Source organism: Siculibacillus lacustris, assembly GCF_004328075.1.
GTDB lineage: Bacteria > Pseudomonadota > Alphaproteobacteria > Rhizobiales > Ancalomicrobiaceae > Siculibacillus > Siculibacillus lacustris.
In genome coordinates this window covers 60,629-79,812 of record NZ_SJFN01000023.1, presented here as the reverse complement: position 1 = coordinate 79,812, position 19,184 = coordinate 60,629, and the positions used below count along the sequence as shown (strand labels likewise).

Sequence of the window (19,184 nt, the reverse complement as noted above, 5' to 3'; positions counted from 1 at the left end):
CTTCTCGCCCCATTCGGCACCGGTGTGGGCGCCGATCTCCAGCTCCATCAGGCGCTCCGCGGCGAAGCCGATCATCTCGCGCAAAACATCGGCGTCGGCGCTCTTCTCCACGAGCGTCCGTAGGCTCATCATCATGTCGGTCATCGGTGGCTCCTCGGTCGGGTTGGTTCTCGCAACTCCGACCATACCGCCGCACCGCCGATGACCACCGTTCTCGTCAGCTACACCACTTCATGGGACACGACCCATCGGTTACGGCGCGACCGGCGGCGCCGCGATCGCGGCACGGCCGCGCAGGCCCGTTGCACGGGCCGCCGCAACCGCTCGACCCGGTCTCGACGAGGCTCAGCACCTCGCTCTGAATGCATGCATCATGCAATCCGAACCGGATTTGCTCGATCCGGGGCACCCCGTTTCGTGACCGCTGCGGCGTTCACCCGAGGGTCATGCGGCCCTCGCCCGAGGGTCAGCGGTGCATGAGAACGGCGGCCGGAGCGCGGCGCCCACAACCGTCTTCCCTGGCGGGCCGATCCGCGCCGGAACAAGGATGTCGGAACAAGGATTAAGTGATGTCGCGATGAGGGAATCGGCGGATGGGCTCCCTTCCCTCGCTGCGCTCACCGGGAGCGACGGAGGCGACGGGAGTGACGGGAGAGCCGGGAGAGCCGGGGGCGGCGGGAGCGGCGGAAGAAGCTCGCTGATCACCGGACTCGAGCCCGGAGACGCCTCCATCGCCCCCCTTCCCACGATGCCGGCGGCGATGCTCTCCGCGCGGTACCACCGCTCGGCCGCCCCCGCCGGCACGTCGTCCGCCGTCGGGCGAGCCCGGTGGCACGACGTTTCCCCGTGGCCGGCGACGACCGCCCCCGCTCGGATCGATCGCCGTGGTCGGCAGTGGGTTCGCGCGCGCGTCGATCGACGAGAGATCGACGACCGGTTCGCGCGTCCGAGCGGCAGAACCATTCGGGAACTCGGCTCCCGTCCCGCTCCGGCGTCTCGCCCCTGAGCACGCGACGCCGCCCATGCGGCTGGCGGCGGCGCTTCCGGTCGGACCGTCCGACGCTCTGTCCGAACCGACGCTGCCCGACCGGCGCGGAGCGCTCGGCCGATCCCAGACGGAACGCCGGCCCGATCGCACGACGCTGCCGCCTCGCCCTGCCCGCCCGCCCAGCCCGCCCGCCTCGCCCTGCCCGCCCGACTCGCCCCCACGCCCGCCCAAATCGCCACCTCGATCGACAGTCAAATTGCATGCGTCATGCAATCCGAGCGACGACGATGGCGGGTTGCGACGCCACCCTCGCCTCCCCTGGCGGCCATGCGTCGTGGCGGCGCCCTCGTCTCTCGCGCCGGCCCCGCATTGCGACGCCCCCCCTCGCGCCGCCCGCGCGCCGCCCTCGCGCCGCCGACCGCGAACGCCGCACCCTGGGGTCGCCGGCGGCGCGCATGCCGTCCCGCATCGCCCTGCCCTCGCCCACACCCGACATCGCGCTCCCCGCCACCGCATCCGGCCGGCCCCAGGTGGAGCCGCAGCAGCAGGTCATCCCCGACGCCTCCGGCGCCGACCATGCGGGCCACCGCAGCGCCGCCACGACCCACCCCCAGCCCCCTCCCGCGCTGCGCGTGCGTTTCTCCGCCCGGCAGCCGGCGCGCGCCGCGCCGATCGTCGCTTCGGGCGAGCCCTACGGCAGCCCTGCGCGTGCCCCGGCGGCATGACGTCGCGTCGCACCGCATCCCTAGGGGGAAACCCGCAGTCGGCCGGTGAAAGGCGTTGCATCGCCCCGATCCCGAGGTTAACCACCGTGGATGACCGACATCCGCCTCTTCGGGGGACAGACGCGCATGATGCGCCCGGCCGTGGCCCTGATCGTCGTCGCCGTCCTGATCGTCGCCGCGGTGGCGGTCCGCTCGTCGATCGCCCCCGACCGGCTCCGTGCCGACGCCGAACGCCGCATCGCAGCCTGGGTCGGAACGCCGCTGCGCCTCCGCGGCACGGCGGAAGTGCGCCTGATGCCGATGCCCAACGTCCGTTTCACCGACGTCGCGGCGTCCACCGTCGACGGGGCCACGGCGCTCGGCCGGGCCGACGCGATGGTCGTGTGGTTGTCCCCGACGGCGCTGTTGCGCGGCGCGGTCGTCGCCACCGGGCTGACCCTCTCCCACCCCGTGGTCGAGACCACGGCGCCCGACCTCGACGGCCTCGTCGCCCGTCTGCGCGAGCGGGCCCGCGCCGCGCCGCCGGGTCGCATCGACATCGACGCCGGGGTGCTGACGCTGCGCGCCCCCGAAGGCGGCGGCGAGACGATCGAGGCGATCGACGCAACTCTTGTCCAGCCGCCCGCCGGCGGCACCTTCGAGGCGTCCGCGACGCTGCGCTGGCACGGCGAGGCGGCGACCTTCGCTCTGCGCACCCCGGGTCCCGCCGCCACTTCGGCCGCCGGCCCGACCGAGCTCCGCATCGGCGCCCCCGGCTTCGACCTCGACTTCGCCGGCACCGCCGACGCGCAGGGCGCCGTCGCCGGGACCTTCGCGACGTCGCTCGCCGACCCGGCGCGCTTCGCCCGGTGGAGCGGACATCCCGCCGATCCGACCCTGCTCGACGGCCCCCTCGCCCTGAGCGGGCGCCTGACGATCGCCGGCACCACCGCCACGCTCGCCGGCGCCCGTCTCGACCTCGCCGGCGACCGCGGCGAGGGCGCCCTGGCGCTGCAGTTCGACGGCCCGCGGCCGCAGCTCGCCGGCACCCTCGCCTTCGACGTCCTCGACTACGGCAGCGCCCGCACCGGCGTCCTCGGCGCCGGCTGGCGCGCCGTCGCCCTCGACCGGATCGCCCCGCCCTTCGACCTCGACCTGCGCCTCTCGGCCTCGCGGATCGTCGTCGCCGGCCTCTCCCTCGGACGCGTCGCCGCCAGCCTCGCCGCCACCGAAGGCCGCCTGCTGGTCGAGATCGGCAACGCCGACCTGTGGACCACCCCGGTCTCCGCGGCCCTGCGCGGCGACATCGGCGAGGAGGGCCTGCGCGCCCAGTTCAAGGCGACCGCCGGCGAACTGCCGCTCGCGCCGCTGCTGTCGCTGCTGGCCATCCCCGGTGTCGAGTCGGGGCGCACCGCCGCCACCCTCGACGCCGATCTGCGCTGCCGCCGGCTCGGCGACTGCCTCGCCCAGCTCGCCGGCCGCCTCCGCCTCGACGCCCGCACGGTCACGGTCACCGGCGCCTCGCCCTTCGGCGACGTCACCCGTTTCCACCCGATCGTCGTCAAGGCGGCGGCGCCGGCCAGCACATCCGTCTGGGACCGCATCGACGCCGACCTGCGCTTCGCCGGCCGCCGCGCCGAAGTCGATCGCCTCGACATCGACAGCCGCGGCACGCGATTCGTGTTGAAGGGCACGGGCGATCTGGTCACCGGCGCGCTCGACCTCGTCGGCAATGCCTTCTTCCCGGCCTTCCGCCCCGATCCGGCCCGCAGCGGCAGCGACACCATCACCATCCCGATCCGCGTCGGCGGTAATGTCCGACGCCTCGAGACCACCCAGCGAACCCCCGTCGGCGTCAGCCCGGCCGATGCCCCACCGACCCTGGGGGCTCCGCCCCCGTGACCGCTGCGGCCGGCGGCGTCGCCAGATAGCGGGCATCTGCGCCGTAGCTGGCGAGCCCCACGCCGGTGGTCGCGACCTCAGTGAAGCCGAATCGCCGCCACAGCACCTCGGTGCCGCCGACCGCCACCAGCGACAGGCGCGGCAACTCGGCCTGCCGCGCCACATCGGCGAAATGCGCGATCACCGCCGTCGCCACGCTGCGTCCGCGCAAGTCCGGCAGCAGCGCGACGTCGTGGACGTGCAGGGTCGACGGCCGTTCGGGCAAGCTCCCGAGCCGAGAGTTCAAGGCCGGCGGCGCCGCGATCAGCCAAGGGTGGGCAATCGCATAACCACCGATCGCACCGTCGCTTTCGGCCACCAGACAGGTCGCCGGCGCCAGCGCCAGCCGCTCGGCGAAGACGGCCGCGTCCTCCGGATGATCGACGTGCAGGCGATCGGCGATGGTCATCACCACCGCGAGATCTTCGGCGCCCATGGCGCGCCAGAGCACCGGGGACGGGATCATGATCGCGCCTCGTGGAACGCCGCCGCAGCGGCGATTTCGCCCCGCCCGTCCCGCGGCCCATGGCCTTCCCGGTTCCCCGGAGGTAGGTTCGGGCCGGGCGAGCCGATCGGACCGCCCGTGATCCGCGAAGAGGGGCCCATGGCCAAGAAGAAGAAGCCGCTGTCGCCGACCGAGCAGTCGCGCGGCGTCGCCGATGCCGCTGCGGCGATCGACTGGCTCGCCGAGCGCGGCCTCGAGGACATCGAGTGCATCGTCCCCGACATGTCCGGCGTCGCCCGCGGCAAGATGATGCCGGTCGCCAAGTTCGTCGATGCGCCGACCATGTCGATCCCCGGCTCGATCTTCACCCAGACCATCACCGGCGACTATCCGGACGACGACGACGACTTCGTGATCGATTCGGCCGACAGCGACATCCAGCTGGTCCCGGATTATTCCACCCTGGCGGTGGTGCCCTGGGCGTCAGATCCGACCGCCCAGGTGATCCACGACGCCTACCACACCGACGGCCGTCCGGTCGACATCGCCCCGCGCCAGTTGTTGCGCCGGATCATCGGCCTCTACGAGCACAAGGGTTGGAAGCCGATCGTCGCGCCGGAGATGGAGTTCTATCTCGTCGAGCGCAATCAGGACCCCGACTATCCCCTGAAGCCGCCGATCGGCCGTTCGGGCCGCGCCGAGAGCGGGCGCCAGTCCTATTCGATCGCCGCGGTCAACGAATTCGACGACCTGTTCGACGACATCTACGACTTCTCGGAAGCGCAAGGGTTGGAGATCGACACCCTGATCCACGAGGAGGGCGTCGCCCAGATGGAGATCAACCTGCGCCACGGCGATCCGCTGGCGCTGGCCGATCAGGTGTTCCTGTTCAAGCGCACCATCCGCGAGGCGGCGGTGCGCCACAACATGTACGCGACCTTCATGGCCAAGCCGATCGCCAACGAACCCGGCTCGGCGATGCACATCCACCAGTCGGTGCTGTCGACCGAGACCGGCGCCAACATCTTCTCGACCCCCGAGGGCGCACCGACCCGCGAGTTCTTCAACTTCATCGGCGGTCAGCAACGCTATCTGCCGCACGTCATGTGCATGCTGGCACCCTATGTGAACTCCTACCGCCGGCTGATGCGCAAATCGGCCGCCCCGGTCAACGTCCACTGGGGCTACGACAACCGCACCGTCGGCCTGCGCATCCCCAATTCCACGCCGGCCGCCCGCCGCGTCGAGAACCGGGTGCCGTCGTCGGATGCCAACCCCTATCTGGCGATCGCCGCGTCGCTGGCCTGCGGCTATCTCGGGATGGTCGAAGGGGTCAATCCCAACGACCCGGTCGAAGGCTCGGCCTATGATCTGGAGTTCGGCCTGCCGCGCGGCCTGCTCGAGGCGCTGGCCCTGTTCGAAGACTGCGACGAACTGGCCGAACCTTTCGGCAAGGCCTTCCGCTCGACCTATCGGGCGATCAAACACGCCGAATTCGAGACTTTCATGCGGGTGATCAGTCCCTGGGAGCGGGAGTATCTGCTGCTCAACGTCTGATCGCCCGAGCAGGACCAGAGCCCCCATGCCCATCGATCGACCGCACGCGCCTTCGGTCTACGCCGCCAACGCCGAGGCCTCGCCGGCCCGCCCGGCCCTCGCTGCCGACGTCACGGCCGACGTCTGCGTCGTCGGGGCCGGCTACACCGGCCTCTCGGCGGCGCTGCATCTCGCCGCCCGCGGCCGCTCGGTGCGGATCGTCGAGGCCCACCGCGTCGGTTGGGGCGCCTCGGGGCGCAACGGTGGCCAAGTCCACAACGGCCAGCGCCTCGACCAGCCGACGCTGGAGAAATGGTTCGGCGAGCCCCGGGCCCGCGAGTTGCTCGACCTCGCCGATGCCGCGGTGGCGACGGTCAAGGACCTGATCGCCGAACATGCCATCGCCTGCGACTGGCGCGACGGCCTGATCCACGCGCTCCACAAGCGCCGCTTCGTCGAACCGACCCGCCGCGAGCTCGACGCCTTCGAGCGCCGCTACGGCGCGCGCGACCTCGACTTTCTCGAAGCCCCGGCGCTCGCCGCGGCGATCGGCACCGACGTCTACCACGGCGGTTGGCGCGACGGCCGCGCCGGACACTTGAACCCGCTCGCCTATGCCGAAGGTCTCGCCCGCGTCGCCGAAGCCGCCGGCACGGTGATCCACGAGGGAACCCGTGCGGTCGGCGTCGCGGCGATCCCCGGCGGCGGCTGGCGGGTGACCACCGGCGCAGGCTCGATCACCTGCGGCGACGTGGTGATCGCCGCCGACGGCCATCTCGACGGGCTCGATCCCGAGATCGCCGCCCATGTCCTGCCGATCCAGACCTTCATGCTCGCCACCGAACCGCTCGGAGACCGCGCCGCGACGCTCATCCCCGGCGGCGAGGGCGTCGCCGACAGCCGCTTCGTCGTCCACTACTGGCGCCTCGACGCCGAGGGCCGCCTGATCTTCGGCGGCGGCGAACGCTACGGCCGCAGCCCGCCGCGCGACGTCGTCGCCTTCGTGCGCGGCCACATGCTGAAGATCTATCCGCAGCTCGCCGACGTCGGCATCGACCACGCCTGGGGCGGCACCGTCGCGGTGACCATGAACCGCCTGCCCTTCGTGCGCCGGCTGCAGCCGGGCTACTACACCGCCGCCGGCTATTCCGGCCACGGCATCGCCATCGCCACCTTCGCCGGCCGCCTGATCGCCGAGGCGATCGACGGAGACACGACGCGCTTCGACGTCATGGCTTCGCTGCCCGCCCGCAAGTTCCCCGGCGGCCCGCACCTGCGCTGGCCGACCCTGGTGCTGGCGATGACCTGGTACGGGCTCCGCGATCGGTTGTGACTCGGGCGGGCGACGGCGGCGACGGACGGTGCCGTCGCCGTTTCGGTCTCGCGTCTCAGGCGCGCTTCGGCAGGAAGATGCCGGCGACCAGGGACAGCAGTCCGAGGCAGAGGCCGCCGACGCCGATGTCGGTGCAGAGTTCCACCACGAAGAGATGGTGGGCCGCGGTCCGGCCGACCAGCGGCGCGTAGTAGAACATCAGGAACCAGGCCACCGGATAGAACCCGGACAATCCGATCAGGCCGGCGGTGATCCGCTTGCGCAGCACCGACAGATCGGTCAGCGCGGTGAGGATCACCAACCCGAGCGAAAAGGCACCGATGCCGCCGGCGTGGAAATGCGCGCGCTGGATCCACCGCCACATGTACCCCGCCTCCTTGGCGGCGTCGGGGAACAGGGTCGGATGGGCGGCGATCCCGGCCTTGATGTAGTCCTGGAACAGATCTTCGTTCAGTCCGAACATCGCGCCGAGGCCGATGTTGAGCGCGAGCGTGATCAGAACCAACGCCAGGCCGATCTTGATCGGTCCGAGATCGATGCCGCGTGCGTCCGAAACGGTGGTCATGTTGGTATCCTTTGGAAGAGCCGAGACGTGAGGTCCCCGACGGCAACCGAATCGGTCCTGCGGACGCCTTCGAGACCGGCGGCGATCGGGAAACCGCGACCGCCGGTCGGTTTCGGCCGGCGATCGCTGCGATGTCGTGCCGCACGGAATGCGGCATGATGTCCTAGTACCAAAGTCGGATGCATTCTGGACCGGCGCAGGGCGATCTTCACCGAACCGTGATGGCGGGCACAGCTTCGGCGTGGCCACCCCCGATCGCCGACGCGATACGCCCCGTCCCGGCGGCGCCCGTTTGTCGCCCTCGTCTCGCCGAACTTGCGGGCTCTCCTGAGATCTGCGTCGGCCGCGCCCCGCACGGTCGTCTCGGAGAGATCCCATGCTGCCCGTCGTCCAAGTTCCCCCGGTCACGCCGCCCTCGCCGCTCGATCGGCCGCCTCGGCGTCGACCCGCCCATACGCTGCTGCTGCTCGCCGCGGTGTTCGTCGCCACGCCGCTCGCCGCGGTCGCCGTGCTCGGCCAGACCGAACCGGTGGTGCCGCCGCCGGCCGCCACCGCCCCGACTTCGACCGCCCCCGTGCCGCCGGTGACGACCGCGACCCCGGCCGCGCCGACGACCGCTCAGGGACCGCAGACCTCCGGCGGCGCCCAGCCCTACATGGTCGACCACGGCCCCGCGTCCGCATCGCCGACGACGCCCGCTGCGCCGATCCCCGGCCCGCTCGCGGCGCCGACCCCGGTCGCAGCCCCAGAGACGCCGGACGTCCCCCGCAGCGCCGACGGCACGCCGGTGCGGGTCATCGACCTGACCCGCAAACCGGCGGCGACGTCGACCGAAACCCCGCTGCCCAAGCCGGCTCCGACCACCGCCGAAGGTGTGCCGCCCAAGCCCGCCCCCCACGCCGCCGAATCGCCCCGTCCCAAGCCCGTGCCGGCCACCGCTGCGGCTCCGACGCCGGCCACCCCGGTGGCGGCCACGCCGACACCCACCCCGGCCGCGTCGGACCAGACCACCTCGCCGCCGACCGCCGCCGCGCCGGCCGTGACCGCTCCGCCGCTGCGCACCGCCGAGCCCGAATCGGTGCCGGCCGCCCCGACGAGCGTCGCCCCGCCGGCCGCGGCGACCATCCCGACCCCGTCGATCCCCGTCGCCACGCCGACCCCGTCGTCGCCCCCCGCGMCCCCGCCGGTCGCGACCGCCCCGACCCCGACCGAAACCCCGGCGATCGTCGCCGCGCCGCCCGCCGCCACGCCATTGCGCAAGGACGGCGTCGCCGAGCAGCCGAAGCCGATCGAACCCACCGCCAAACCCAAGCGCGAGGCGACGACGCCCAAGCCGAAGCCCGAAGCCAAGGCCCCGGCGATCACCGCCCGGCCCGACCCCGACGGCTTCGCCGATCGCCTCCAGACCCTGCGGCGCGAAGACGCTCGCCGGCCGCGCGTGGTCGAGCCGCCGCCGCTCGCCGACGACGAGGAAGAGGTGATCGTGGTGCCGCGGCGCCGGGTGTGGTCGTGGGTGCCGTTCATCGGCATCGAGGCGTCGCCGCCGCGACCCGTCCTGCGGCCGTTCCCGCCGCCGCAGCCGCTGCGCGCCGAACGCGGCGCGGTGCTCGACGAGAGCTGCCACGTCCACGCTTATCCGGTCGAGGGTATGGTGTTCCATCGCGACGTGCGCTGCCATTGGCACCGCGAATCCGACGATCCGAGCTTGCGCTACGTGCGATGAGGGGCGAGACGGCGCGGCAACGCGCCGCCCGGCTCAGCTCTCGACCTTCAGCACCTGGATGAAGGCGTCCTGCGGGATCTCGACCTTGCCGAACTGGCGCATGCGCTTCTTGCCGGCCTTCTGCTTGTCGAGCAGCTTGCGCTTGCGGGTGGCGTCGCCGCCGTAGCACTTGGCGGTGACGTCCTTGCGCAGCGCCCGGATGGTCTCGCGGGCGACGATCTTGCCGCCGATCGCCGCCTGGATCGGGATCTGGAACATGTGCGGCGGGATCACGTCCTTGAGCTTCTCGCAGATCGCCCGACCGCGGGCCTCGGCGCGGGTGCGATGGACCAGCATCGACAGCGCGTCGACCGGCTCCGAATTGACCAGGATCTGCAGGCGGACGAGATCGGAGGCGACGTAGTCGGTGATGTGATAGTCGAACGAGGCATAGCCCTTCGACACCGACTTCAGGCGGTCATAGAAGTCGAACACCACCTCGTTGAGCGGCAGATCATAGACCACCAGCGCCCGGGTGCCGGCGTAGGAGAGGTCGACCTGGGTGCCGCGCTTGTCCTGGCAGAGTTTCAGCACCGAGCCGAGATAGTCGTCCGGCGTCATGATCGTCGCGCGGATCCACGGTTCCTCGATCTCTTCGATCTTGGTCACGTCGGGCATGTCGACGGGATTGTGCATCTCCAGGATCGAGCCGTCGCGCAGCAGGATCTTGTAGACCACCGACGGCGAGGTGGCGATCAGGTCGAGGTTGAACTCGCGTTCCAGCCGCTCTTGGACGATCTCCAGATGCAGCAGCCCGAGGAAGCCGCAGCGGAAACCGAAGCCGAGCGCCGCGGAGGTCTCCATCTCGTAGGTGAACGAGGCGTCGTTGAGCCGCAGCTTGCCGACCGCGGTGCGCAGATCCTCGAAATCGGCGGCGTCGACCGGGAACAGGCCGCAGAACACCACCGGCTGGGTCGGGCGGAAGCCCGGCAGGGCCTGGGCACAGGGCTTGCGTTCGTCGGTGATGGTGTCGCCGACCCGGGTGTCGGCGACTTCCTTGATCGAGGCGTTGATGAAGCCGATGTCGCCGGGGCCGAGCTCCGCGAGTTCGGTCATCTTCGGCGTGAACACGCCCATCCGCTCGATCTCGTAGGTCGCACCCGCTTCCATCATGCGGATCTTCTGACCCTTCTTCATGATGCCGTCGACCACCCGCACCAAGACCACCACGCCGAGATAGGCGTCGTACCAGCTGTCGACCAGCATCGCCTTCAAAGGCGCGGCCGCGTCGCCCTTGGGCGGCGGCAGGCGGGTGACGATGGCTTCGAGCACGTCGGGAATACCGAGCCCGGTCTTGGCCGAGATCGCCACGGCGTTCGACGCGTCGATGCCGATCACCTCTTCGATCTGCTCCTTGACCCGATCGACGTCGGCGGCCGGCAGGTCGACCTTGTTGAGGATCGGCACGATCTCGTGATGATTGTCGATCGCCTGATAGACGTTGGCGAGCGTCTGCGCCTCGACACCTTGAGAGGCGTCGACCACCAGCAGCGAGCCTTCGCAGGCGGCGAGCGACCGGCTGACCTCGTAGGCGAAGTCGACGTGGCCGGGCGTGTCCATCAGGTTGAGGATGTAGGTCTCGCCGTCCTTGGCCTTGTAGGTCAGCCGGACGGTCTGGGCCTTGATGGTGATGCCGCGTTCGCGCTCGATGTCCATGCTGTCGAGCACCTGCTCGACCATCTCGCGCGATTCGAGACCGCCGGTCGACTGGATCAGACGATCGGCCAGCGTCGATTTGCCGTGATCGATGTGGGCGATGATCGAAAAGTTGCGGATGTGGTCGAGCGACGTGGTCATCGAGCGCCTTCGTTCGGAACGGGTGGCGCTCAATACCATCCGCAGCCCGCCGCGGCAAAGAGAACTCGCGGATTCCGCCGACCCGTCGTCGGCGGCGCGCTCAGTCCTTGCGCTTCAGCCGCAGCATCACCTCGACCGCGGTGATCTCCATGCCGTGCGGCGGTTCGGGCAGCCGGGTCACGCCGATCGCCTCGGCCGGCACGTCGATCATCCGGCTCGCCCCCTCTTCGTAGAAGTGGTGGTGCGGTGTGGTGTTGGTGTCGAAGAACGACTTGGTCCCCGACACCGGCAGTTCGCGCAGCAGACCGGCGGCGGTGAACTGGTTGAGGGTGTTGTAGACCGTGGCCAGCGACACGTCGGCCCCGGCGGCCAGCGCCTCTTCGTAGACCGCCTCGGCGGCGACGTGGCGATGGCCCTCGCCGAACAGGATCGCGGCGAGCGCGATGCGCTGGCGGGTCGGCCGCAGCCCGGCTCCGCGCAGCAGGCCCTGGGCGCGGAGAGAAGCCGCCGCTTCGCCGGACCGACCGGAGCGGCCCACCGCGGCCTTCGTCCGTCGGCCTCCGAGCGTTCCGTCCATCGTCACGTCCTCCATTGCCGCAGCTGAATTGAGTCATGATATTAGGACGCATTCGCAACTGCCACAAGCCGGTGGCCGAAGGTGCGTGCCCCACCGCTCCGGCCGGCCGGCCGGCCGGCCGGAACGCCGCCGCGCGCCGCGCGTTTGCCAACATGGCCGCGGATGCCCCTCGCCCCCCGGCCGATCCGTGCCCGCCCCGTCGCTCGGGCAATCGCCACAATGATCCGCATACTCCACCCCACGCGCGACTCCGCCGTCGCGCCGACCCCGGCGGAGACGCAGGCGAAAGAGGACTGCCATGGCCGGCCCCAACGTTCTGATGGTCTTCCCGCGCTTCCTCGAGAACTCCTTCTGGAGCATGCGGGCGACCGTCGATCTGTGGGGAGCCGCCGGCACCGCGCCACCGCTCGGCCTGCTCACCGTCGCGGCCCTTCTGCCGCCCCATTGGGCCGTCCGTCTCGTCGACCGCAACGCCGCCGAGGTCACGGAGGCCGATCTCGCCTGGGCCGACATGGTGATGACCGGCGGCATGTTGCCGCAACGCACCGATACCCTGGCGGTGATCGACCTCGCCCGCCGCCACGTCATCCCGGTGGTGGTCGGTGGCCCCGATCCGATGTCCTGCCCGGAGGCCTATGGGCGCGCCGACTTTCGCGTGCTCGGCGAGGCGGAGGGCCTGATCGAACGCTTCATCGACGCCTGGGAGCGCGGCGAGCGCGCCGGCACCTTCGACACCGCCAAGTTCTCCGCCGACGTCACCACCAGCCCGGTGCCGCGATTCGATCTCGTCGACTTCCGAAACTATCTCTATGTCGGCGTGCAGTTCTCCCGCGGCTGCCCGTTCAGCTGCGAGTTCTGCGACATCATCGAACTCTACGGCCGCAATCCGCGCTCCAAGACCAACGATCAGATGCTCGCCGAACTGCAGCGGCTCTACGACCTCGGCCATCGCGGCCACGTCGATTTCGTCGACGACAACCTGATCGGCAACAAGAAGGCGCTGCGCCGCTTCCTCCCCGTCCTCGAAGCCTGGCAACGCGAGCGCGGCTACCCCTTCCTGTTCTCGACCGAGGCCTCGATCAATCTCGCCGACGATCTGCCGCTGCTCGCCCTGATGAAGGCCTGCAATTTCTTCGTTGTCTTCGTCGGCATCGAGAGCCCCGATTCGGACACGCTGATCGCCACGAGCAAGAAACAGAACACCCGCCGCGACCTCGCCGACGGCGTGCACACGATCTATCGCGCCGGCATCTTCGTCGTCGCCGGCTTCATCGTCGGCTTCGACACCGAGAAGCCCGGCACCGCCGAAGCGATGATCGACTGCATCCGGACCACGTCGATTCCCGTCGCCATGGTCGGGTTGCTCACCGCCCTCCCCAATACCCGGTTGCGCCGCCGCCTCGAGGCGGAGGGCCGCCTGCTGCCCGACCCCGACGAGGTCCCGGCCGACCAGTGCACCGGCGGTCTCAACTTCCGCCCCTTGCGGCCGCGCGCCGACGTCCTCGCCGACTATCGGTCGATCCTGTCCACCGTCTACGCGCCGGAGGCCTTCTTCGAACGCCTGCGCGACGTCGGCCGCCGGCTCGATCGGCCGACCTTCCCGGTCCGCCTCTATCCGCGCCTGGTGCTGCGCGACCTGCGGCTGTTCGCCCGGCTGATCTGGCGCTTCACCGTGACCTTGCCGCATCTGCGCCGGCCGTTCTGGCGCACGCTTCTCGACGTCGCCCGCCACAACCCCCGCGCCGTCGAACCCGTGGTGATGATGATGGCGATGTATCTCCACCTCGGCCCCTTCGCCGCGACGGTCGGCCAGCGGCTGGGCGAGATGATCGCCGACTGCGCGATCCGGCCCGAGCCCGAGCCGATCGCCGCGCCGAAACGACCGCCGGCGGCCGTCGCCGAGGTCCGACCGAACGATGGCAAATCGCCACGGGTCGGCTCCGAACGATCGCCGGACACCGCCGCCTGAGCCGCAAACGCCGACCCGAAACGCTTGCGACCCTTGGCCGGCGAAGCTTTCCCGTCGAAACGAATCCGTCACCGTGTCGACACGGATCTTTCGGGGCGTCGGCGCCTATGTTAGGAAGACGCCGATTTCGCGGGGGGTCTCTCCCGCGCCCCTGCGCGGCCCGCGGAAGCGGTGGTCGCGTCCGACACCAGAGGGAATGTGACGAGGCGATGGTCGATCGACGGTCCAGTTTCGAATACGAGGATCTGCTGGCCTGCGGACGCGGCGAGCTCTTCGGAGCCGGCAACGCGCAGTTGCCGCTGCCGCCGATGCTGATGTTCGATCGCATCACCGCGATTTCCGAGGACGGCGGCACCGACGGCAAGGGCTTCGTCCGCGCCGAACTCGACGTGCGCCCGGACCTCTGGTTCTTCCCCTGCCACTTCCAGGGCGATCCGGTGATGCCCGGCTGCCTCGGTCTCGACGCGCTGTGGCAGCTCGTCGGCTTCTTCCTCGGCTGGCTCGGATCGCCGGGCCGCGGCCGCGCCCTGGCGGTCGGCGAGGTCAAGTTCTCCGGTCAGGTCCTGCCGACCGTGACGCGGGTCGAATACGGCATCGACTTCAAGCGGGTGATGCGCTCGAAGCTGGTGCTCGGCATCGCCGACGGCTGGCTGAAGGCCGACGGCGAGACCATCTACATCGCCAAGGATCTCAAGGTCGGCCTGTTCCGCGCCTGACTTCGAGTGGTCCGCCGGCCGGGCGGACGATCCGACGCGACACCGTGGCCTGCCGCTTCGTTCGTGACGCGGCGGACCACCGTGCTAGAGTGCGGCCGTCCGCGCGGTCCGGACGGCGGAGAGCCGTCGCGTGGCGACGGACAGTTTTGGTAGCGGCAGGCCGGTGGGCCGCCGCAATGGAAGGGTCACCCACATGAGGCGGGTCGTCGTCACGGGAATGGGCATCGTGTCCTCGATCGGGAACGATGCGCAGGAGGTTCTGTTCAGTCTGCGCGAGGCCAAGTCCGGGATCGTCCGGGCTCAGACCTATGCCGACCTGGGCTTCCGCTGCCAGGTCCACGGCTTGCCGACGCTCGACCCGGAGACCCTGGTCGACCGCCGCGCCATGCGCTTCCACGGCGGCGGCACCGCCTGGAACCACGTCGCCATGGATCAGGCGATCAAGGACGCCGGGCTCGAGGCCGACGACATCTCCAACGAGCGCACCGGCATCGTCATGGGCTCGGGCGGCCCCTCGACCAAGGTCCTGGTCGAAGCCGCCGACATCACCCGCGACAAGGGCCCCAAGCGCATCGGCCCCTTCGCCGTGCCGAAGGCCATGTCGTCGACCGCTTCGGCCACCCTCGCCACCTGGTTCAAGATCAAGGGCGTCAACTATTCGATCTCCTCGGCCTGCGCGACCTCGAACCATTGCATCGGCAATGCCTTCGAGCTGATCCAGTGGGGCAAGCAGGACGTCATGTTCGCCGGCGGCTGCGAGGAGCTCGACTGGGCTCTGTCGGCGCTGTTCGACGCCATGGGCGCGATGAGCACCAAGTACAACGACACCCCGGCCACCGCCTCGCGCGCCTACGACAAGAACCGCGACGGCTTCGTCATCGCCGGCGGCGCCGGCGTGCTGGTGCTCGAGGAATACGAACACGCCAAGGCGCGCGGCGCCAAGATCTATGCCGAGATCGTCGGCTACGGCGCCACCTCCGACGGCTACGACATGGTCGCCCCGTCGGGCGAGGGCGCGGTGCGCTGCATGCGTCAGGCGCTGGCCGGCGTCGGCGAGACCATCGACTACATCAACCCGCACGCCACCTCGACCCCGGTCGGCGACATCAAGGAGATCGAGGCGATCCGCACCGTGTTCGGCGCCGCCTGCCCGCCGATCTCGGCGACCAAGTCGCTCACCGGTCATTCGCTCGGCGCCACCGGCGTGCAGGAATCGATCTACTCGCTGCTGATGATGGACAACGACTTCATCTGCGAGAGCGCCAACATCCAGGAGATCGATCCGGCCTTCGCCGACATGCCGATCGTCCGCAAGCGGATCGACGGCGTCAAGCTCGGCACCGTGCTGTCGAACTCCTTCGGATTCGGCGGCACCAACGCCACGCTGGTGTTCTCGCGCGCCCGCCTCTGAGGCCGATTCGCCGGGCTGCCGGGGCCCTGGACGCCCCGGCCGTGGAATTTCGACGGCTTTCTTCGGTTCGGGGTTCCCCTGTCCCGAGAAAGCCGTCATCTTTTTGCAACGAGACCGACACATCACTGATCGCTCGTCGATCGATCAGCGCGAGGCGCGTGACCGCGGACCCCGTCCGCCGCGCCGGAAGAGAAACGAAGGAGCATTCATGACCGGGTTCATGGCGGGCAAGCGAGGCCTCGTGATGGGGGTCGCCAACGACCACTCGATCGCCTGGGGCATCGCCAAGACGCTCGCCGATCACGGCGCCGAACTCGCCTTCACCTATCAGGGCGACGCCTTCGGCAAACGCGTCAAGCCGCTCGCCGACAGCATCGGGGCGAACCTGCTGCTGCCCTGCGACGTCGAGGACGTGGAGTCGGTCGATCAGGTGTTCGCGACCCTGAAGGAGGCCTGGGGGTCGATCGATTTCCTGGTCCACGCCGTCGCCTTCTCCGACAAGAACGAGCTGAAGGGCCGCTACGCCGACACCACGCGCGAGAACTTCGTGCGCACCATGGTGATCTCCTGCTTCTCCTTCACCGAGATCGCCAAGCGCGCCGCTGCTCTGATGACCAAGGGCGGCTCGATGGTGACGCTGACCTACGGCGGCTCCAACCGCGTCATGCCCAACTACAATGTCATGGGCATCGCCAAGGCGGCGCTGGAATCCTCGGTGCGCTATCTCGCCATGGACTTCGGCCTCGACGACGTCCGGGTCAACGCCATCTCCGCCGGCCCGGTGCGGACGCTGGCCGGCGCCGGCGTCTCCGACGCCCGCCTGATGTTCAACTTCCAGAAGCGCAACTCGCCGCTCGGCCGCACCGTCACCCTCGAAGAGATCGGCGGCACCGCGCTCTACCTCCTGTCGGACCTGTCGACCGGCGTCACCGGCGAAGTCCATTTCGTCGATTCCGGTTATTCGATCGTCGCCATGCCGCGCCTCGACGAGCTGAAGACCCAGGAACGCCGCGAGAATCAGGAAACGCATCCGGCCTCCGCCGCCGAGTGAGGCGACGCCACCATCCGCACCTTCCGAACCGATCGCAGCCCCGGCCGCGGTCGGTTTTGCGGTATTCAGGGGACGGCTTCGCGGGCAAAACGTCGCGGGTTTATGTCAGCATTGTTGACCTTTGTCGGGAACGGGCCTAGCGTGCCCGCCCTCGCTCTCGCACGGGACGTTTCCCATGTCCGCCCTCGATTGGTCCGCCGTCTTCGCCACCCGCACCGAACGCATGCGCGCCTCGGAGATCCGCGAGCTGCTCAAGCTGCTCGATCAGCCCGACATCATCTCCTTCGCCGGCGGCATTCCCGATCCCTCGCTGTTCCCGGTGGAGGCGATCCGCGACGCCCAGGACGCCATCCTCGCCGACCCCGTGACCGCCGCCCAGGCGCTGCAATATTCGGTGTCGGAGGGCTTCATCGGTCTGCGCCGCTGGATCGTCGGCCATATGGCGGCGACCGGCGTGCCCTGCGACGTCGACAACATCCTGATCACCTGCGGCTCACAGCAGGGCCTCGACTTCCTCGGCAAGCTGCTGCTGTCGCCCGGCGACACCGCGTTGGTCGAAGCGCCGACCTATCTCGGCGCGCTCCAGGCCTTCAACGCCTATGAACCGCGCTGGGACACCCTGAACGTCGACGGCGGCAACCGCACGCCCGCGGCCTACGCCGACGCGGCCGCCGCCGCGACCCCGGGGGGCCGGGTCAAATTCGCCTATGTCGTCCCCGACTTCGCCAATCCCACCGGCCTCAGCCTGTCGGTCGAGTCCCGCAAAGCGCTGCTGGCGCTCGCCGCCGAGCTCGAGATCCCGGTGATCGAGGACGCCGCCTATCGCCAGATCGCATTCGACGGCGAACCGCTGCCGGCGATTCTCGCCCTCGACTGCGCCGCCAACGGCGGCGACATCGACAAGACCCGCACCGTCTATTGCGGCACCTTCTCCAAGACGCTGGTCCCGGCGATGCGCGTCGGCTGGATCGTCGCCGCCCGGCCGATCATCGAGAAGCTGGTGCTGACCAAACAGGCTGGCGACCTCCATTCCTCGACGCTCGCCCAGATGACCATGGCGCGGGTCGCCGAGACCACCTTCGACGCCAACGTCCTGCGCGCCCGCGCCCTCTACCGCGGCCGCCGCGACGCGCTGATGGCTGCCCTGGCGGCGTCGATGCCGGCCGGCGTCGGCTGGACCAAGCCGAAGGGCGGGCTGTTCGCCTGGGTGACCCTGCCCGAAGGCATCGACGGCGCCGAACTTCTCGCCCACGCCATCGCCGAAGAGCGGGTCGCCTTCGTCCCCGGCGGCGCCTTCTTCGCCGAAGACCGCATGGCCAACACCATCCGCCTCAATTTTTCCTTGCCGAACGAATCGGCGATCGCCGAGGGTATCGGACGGCTCGGCCGGTTGATCGGGCGCAGGGCGGCCTGAGCGAGCGACGCCGAACCATCTGCGACCGCACGCGACCGATCTCGATCGGTCGCGTCGTCCGCCCGTCAACCCGAGGACCGCCGGCCCATGCCGATCCGCGATCTCGCTCTCGCGCTGCTGATCGTGGCGATCTGGGGCGTCAACTTCGTCGCCATCAAGCTCGGCGTCGCCGACGTCCCGCCGCTGCTGCTGACCGGCCTGCGCTTCCTGTTCGCGGCGGTGCCGGCGGTGTTCTTCGTGCGCCCGCCCAAGGCCCCGGCGATCCTGGTCGCCGCCTACGGCGTGGCCATCGGCGTGGTCAGCTTCGGATTGCTGTTCGTCGCCATCCGCATCGGCATGCCGGCCGGGCTGTCGTCGCTGGTGATGCAGATGCAGGCGGTGTTCACCATGGCGCTCGCCGCCCTGTTCCTCGGCGAACGGCCGCTCAAGGTGCAGATCCTCGGCGCCCTGGTCGCCGGCGGCGGCATCGTGGTGATCGGCTCCGGCCGGCTCGCCGGGGCCGAGATGCTGCCGCTGCTGATGGTGGTCGGCGCCGCCGCCGCCTGGGGGGTCGCCAACCTGATCACCAAGCGCGCCGGCCGCATCGACATGCTGGCCTTCGTGGTGTGGTCGAGCCTCGCCGCGCCGCTGCCGCTGTTCGCGCTGTCCTGGGTCCTCGAGGGACCGACGGCGATCGTCGCGGCGCTGACCCATCCGACCGTGGCCGCGGTCGGCTCGCTCGCCTTCCTGTCCTATCTGGCGACCATCGTCGGCTTCGGCCTGTGGTCGGCGCTGCTCGGTCGCCATCCGGCGGCGACCGTCGCACCCTTCTCGCTCCTGGTGCCGGTGTTCGGCATGTCGAGCACCTGGCTGTTCCTCGGCGAGCCGGTGAGCCCGCTCGAGGCCGCCGGCGGCGCCCTGGTCTTCGCCGGCCTGATGCTCAACGTCTTCGGCCCGCGGCTGTTGGCGGCGCGGCGCGCCCCGGCCTGAGACCGC

At 70.2% G+C, this 19,184-nt stretch carries 15 protein-coding genes and 1 pseudogene; 11 read left to right on the top strand and 5 right to left on the bottom strand.

Going from position 1 to position 19,184, the window contains the following annotated elements; genetic code table 11:
• Positions 1 to 144, bottom strand: a pseudogene (locus tag EYW49_RS15355) (IS256 family transposase); the annotation flags it as partial.
• 1,299 nt (positions 145 to 1,443) lie between these two features.
• Between EYW49_RS15355 and EYW49_RS15350 the strand changes: the two are divergent.
• A complete protein-coding gene (locus EYW49_RS15350) occupies positions 1,444 to 1,713 on the top strand; it encodes a hypothetical protein (protein WP_131310469.1) in 270 nt (89 codons plus the stop codon).
• Between the two features lie 90 nt (positions 1,714 to 1,803).
• Entirely contained in the window at positions 1,804 to 3,594 is a 1,791-nt protein-coding gene (locus EYW49_RS15345; protein ID WP_131310468.1) for an AsmA family protein, read from the top strand.
• Here the strand turns inward: EYW49_RS15345 and EYW49_RS15340 are convergent.
• Entirely contained in the window at positions 3,548 to 4,099 is a 552-nt protein-coding gene (locus EYW49_RS15340) for a GNAT family N-acetyltransferase (RefSeq protein WP_131310467.1), read from the bottom strand. The genes EYW49_RS15345 and EYW49_RS15340 overlap by 47 nt on opposite strands.
• 138 nt (positions 4,100 to 4,237) lie before the next feature.
• On the opposite strand from EYW49_RS15340, the gene EYW49_RS15335 reads away from it, so the two are divergent.
• Together EYW49_RS15335 and EYW49_RS15330 are read left to right on the top strand one after the other, a co-directional pair.
• On the top strand, positions 4,238 to 5,635 hold the full coding sequence (locus EYW49_RS15335; RefSeq protein WP_131310466.1) for a glutamine synthetase family protein: 1,398 nt from the start codon (positions 4,238 to 4,240) through the stop codon (positions 5,633 to 5,635).
• Between the two features lie 25 nt (positions 5,636 to 5,660).
• The gene (locus tag EYW49_RS15330; RefSeq protein WP_131310465.1) at positions 5,661 to 6,947 is read left to right on the top strand and encodes an NAD(P)/FAD-dependent oxidoreductase; all 1,287 of its coding nucleotides are present in this window, start codon (positions 5,661 to 5,663) and stop codon (positions 6,945 to 6,947) included.
• A 55-nt stretch (positions 6,948 to 7,002) separates the two neighbouring features.
• Here the strand turns inward: EYW49_RS15330 and EYW49_RS15325 are convergent, their stop codons facing one another.
• Entirely contained in the window at positions 7,003 to 7,512 is a 510-nt protein-coding gene (locus EYW49_RS15325; protein WP_131310464.1) for a hypothetical protein, read from the bottom strand.
• Between the two features lie 376 nt (positions 7,513 to 7,888).
• Here EYW49_RS15325 and EYW49_RS23040 point away from each other — a divergent pair, with 376 nt between their 5' ends.
• The gene (locus tag EYW49_RS23040; protein WP_165498280.1) at positions 7,889 to 9,235 is read left to right on the top strand and encodes a hypothetical protein; all 1,347 of its coding nucleotides are present in this window, start codon (positions 7,889 to 7,891) and stop codon (positions 9,233 to 9,235) included.
• Between the two features lie 33 nt (positions 9,236 to 9,268).
• Here EYW49_RS23040 and lepA read toward each other — a convergent pair whose 3' ends face one another.
• Together lepA and irrA are read right to left on the bottom strand one after the other, a co-directional pair.
• The gene (lepA, locus tag EYW49_RS15315) at positions 9,269 to 11,071 is read right to left on the bottom strand and encodes a translation elongation factor 4 (RefSeq protein WP_131310463.1); all 1,803 of its coding nucleotides are present in this window, start codon (positions 11,069 to 11,071) and stop codon (positions 9,269 to 9,271) included.
• 100 nt (positions 11,072 to 11,171) lie between these two features.
• Complete coding sequence (gene irrA, locus EYW49_RS15310; protein ID WP_131310462.1) at positions 11,172 to 11,648, bottom strand: iron response transcriptional regulator IrrA; 477 nt, start codon at positions 11,646 to 11,648, stop codon at positions 11,172 to 11,174.
• Between the two features lie 298 nt (positions 11,649 to 11,946).
• On the opposite strand from irrA, the gene EYW49_RS15305 reads away from it, so the two are divergent.
• From EYW49_RS15305 to EYW49_RS15280, 6 genes are all read left to right on the top strand, one after another.
• The gene (locus tag EYW49_RS15305; protein ID WP_206365483.1) at positions 11,947 to 13,617 is read left to right on the top strand and encodes a B12-binding domain-containing radical SAM protein; all 1,671 of its coding nucleotides are present in this window, start codon (positions 11,947 to 11,949) and stop codon (positions 13,615 to 13,617) included.
• Between the two features lie 209 nt (positions 13,618 to 13,826).
• Positions 13,827 to 14,333 carry a 3-hydroxyacyl-[acyl-carrier-protein] dehydratase FabA gene (gene fabA, locus EYW49_RS15300; RefSeq protein WP_131310461.1) on the top strand — a complete coding sequence of 169 codons (507 nt, stop codon included), beginning with the start codon at positions 13,827 to 13,829 and terminating at the stop codon, positions 14,331 to 14,333.
• A 193-nt stretch (positions 14,334 to 14,526) separates the two neighbouring features.
• Positions 14,527 to 15,744: a beta-ketoacyl-ACP synthase I gene (gene fabB, locus EYW49_RS15295; RefSeq protein WP_131310460.1), complete on the top strand. Its 1,218-nt coding sequence runs from the start codon at positions 14,527 to 14,529 to the stop codon at positions 15,742 to 15,744.
• A gap of 208 nt (positions 15,745 to 15,952) precedes the next feature.
• Positions 15,953 to 16,795 carry an enoyl-ACP reductase FabI gene (gene fabI, locus EYW49_RS15290; RefSeq protein ID WP_131310459.1) on the top strand — a complete coding sequence of 281 codons (843 nt, stop codon included), beginning with the start codon at positions 15,953 to 15,955 and terminating at the stop codon, positions 16,793 to 16,795.
• 175 nt (positions 16,796 to 16,970) lie between these two features.
• Positions 16,971 to 18,209, top strand: coding sequence for an aminotransferase-like domain-containing protein (locus EYW49_RS15285; RefSeq protein ID WP_131310458.1), 1,239 nt, complete (start codon positions 16,971 to 16,973; stop codon positions 18,207 to 18,209).
• Between the two features lie 87 nt (positions 18,210 to 18,296).
• Positions 18,297 to 19,178 (top strand): EamA family transporter, encoded by an 882-nt coding sequence (locus EYW49_RS15280; RefSeq protein ID WP_131310457.1) that lies wholly within the window; start codon positions 18,297 to 18,299, stop codon positions 19,176 to 19,178.
• The last annotated feature ends 6 nt before the right edge of the window (positions 19,179 to 19,184 follow it).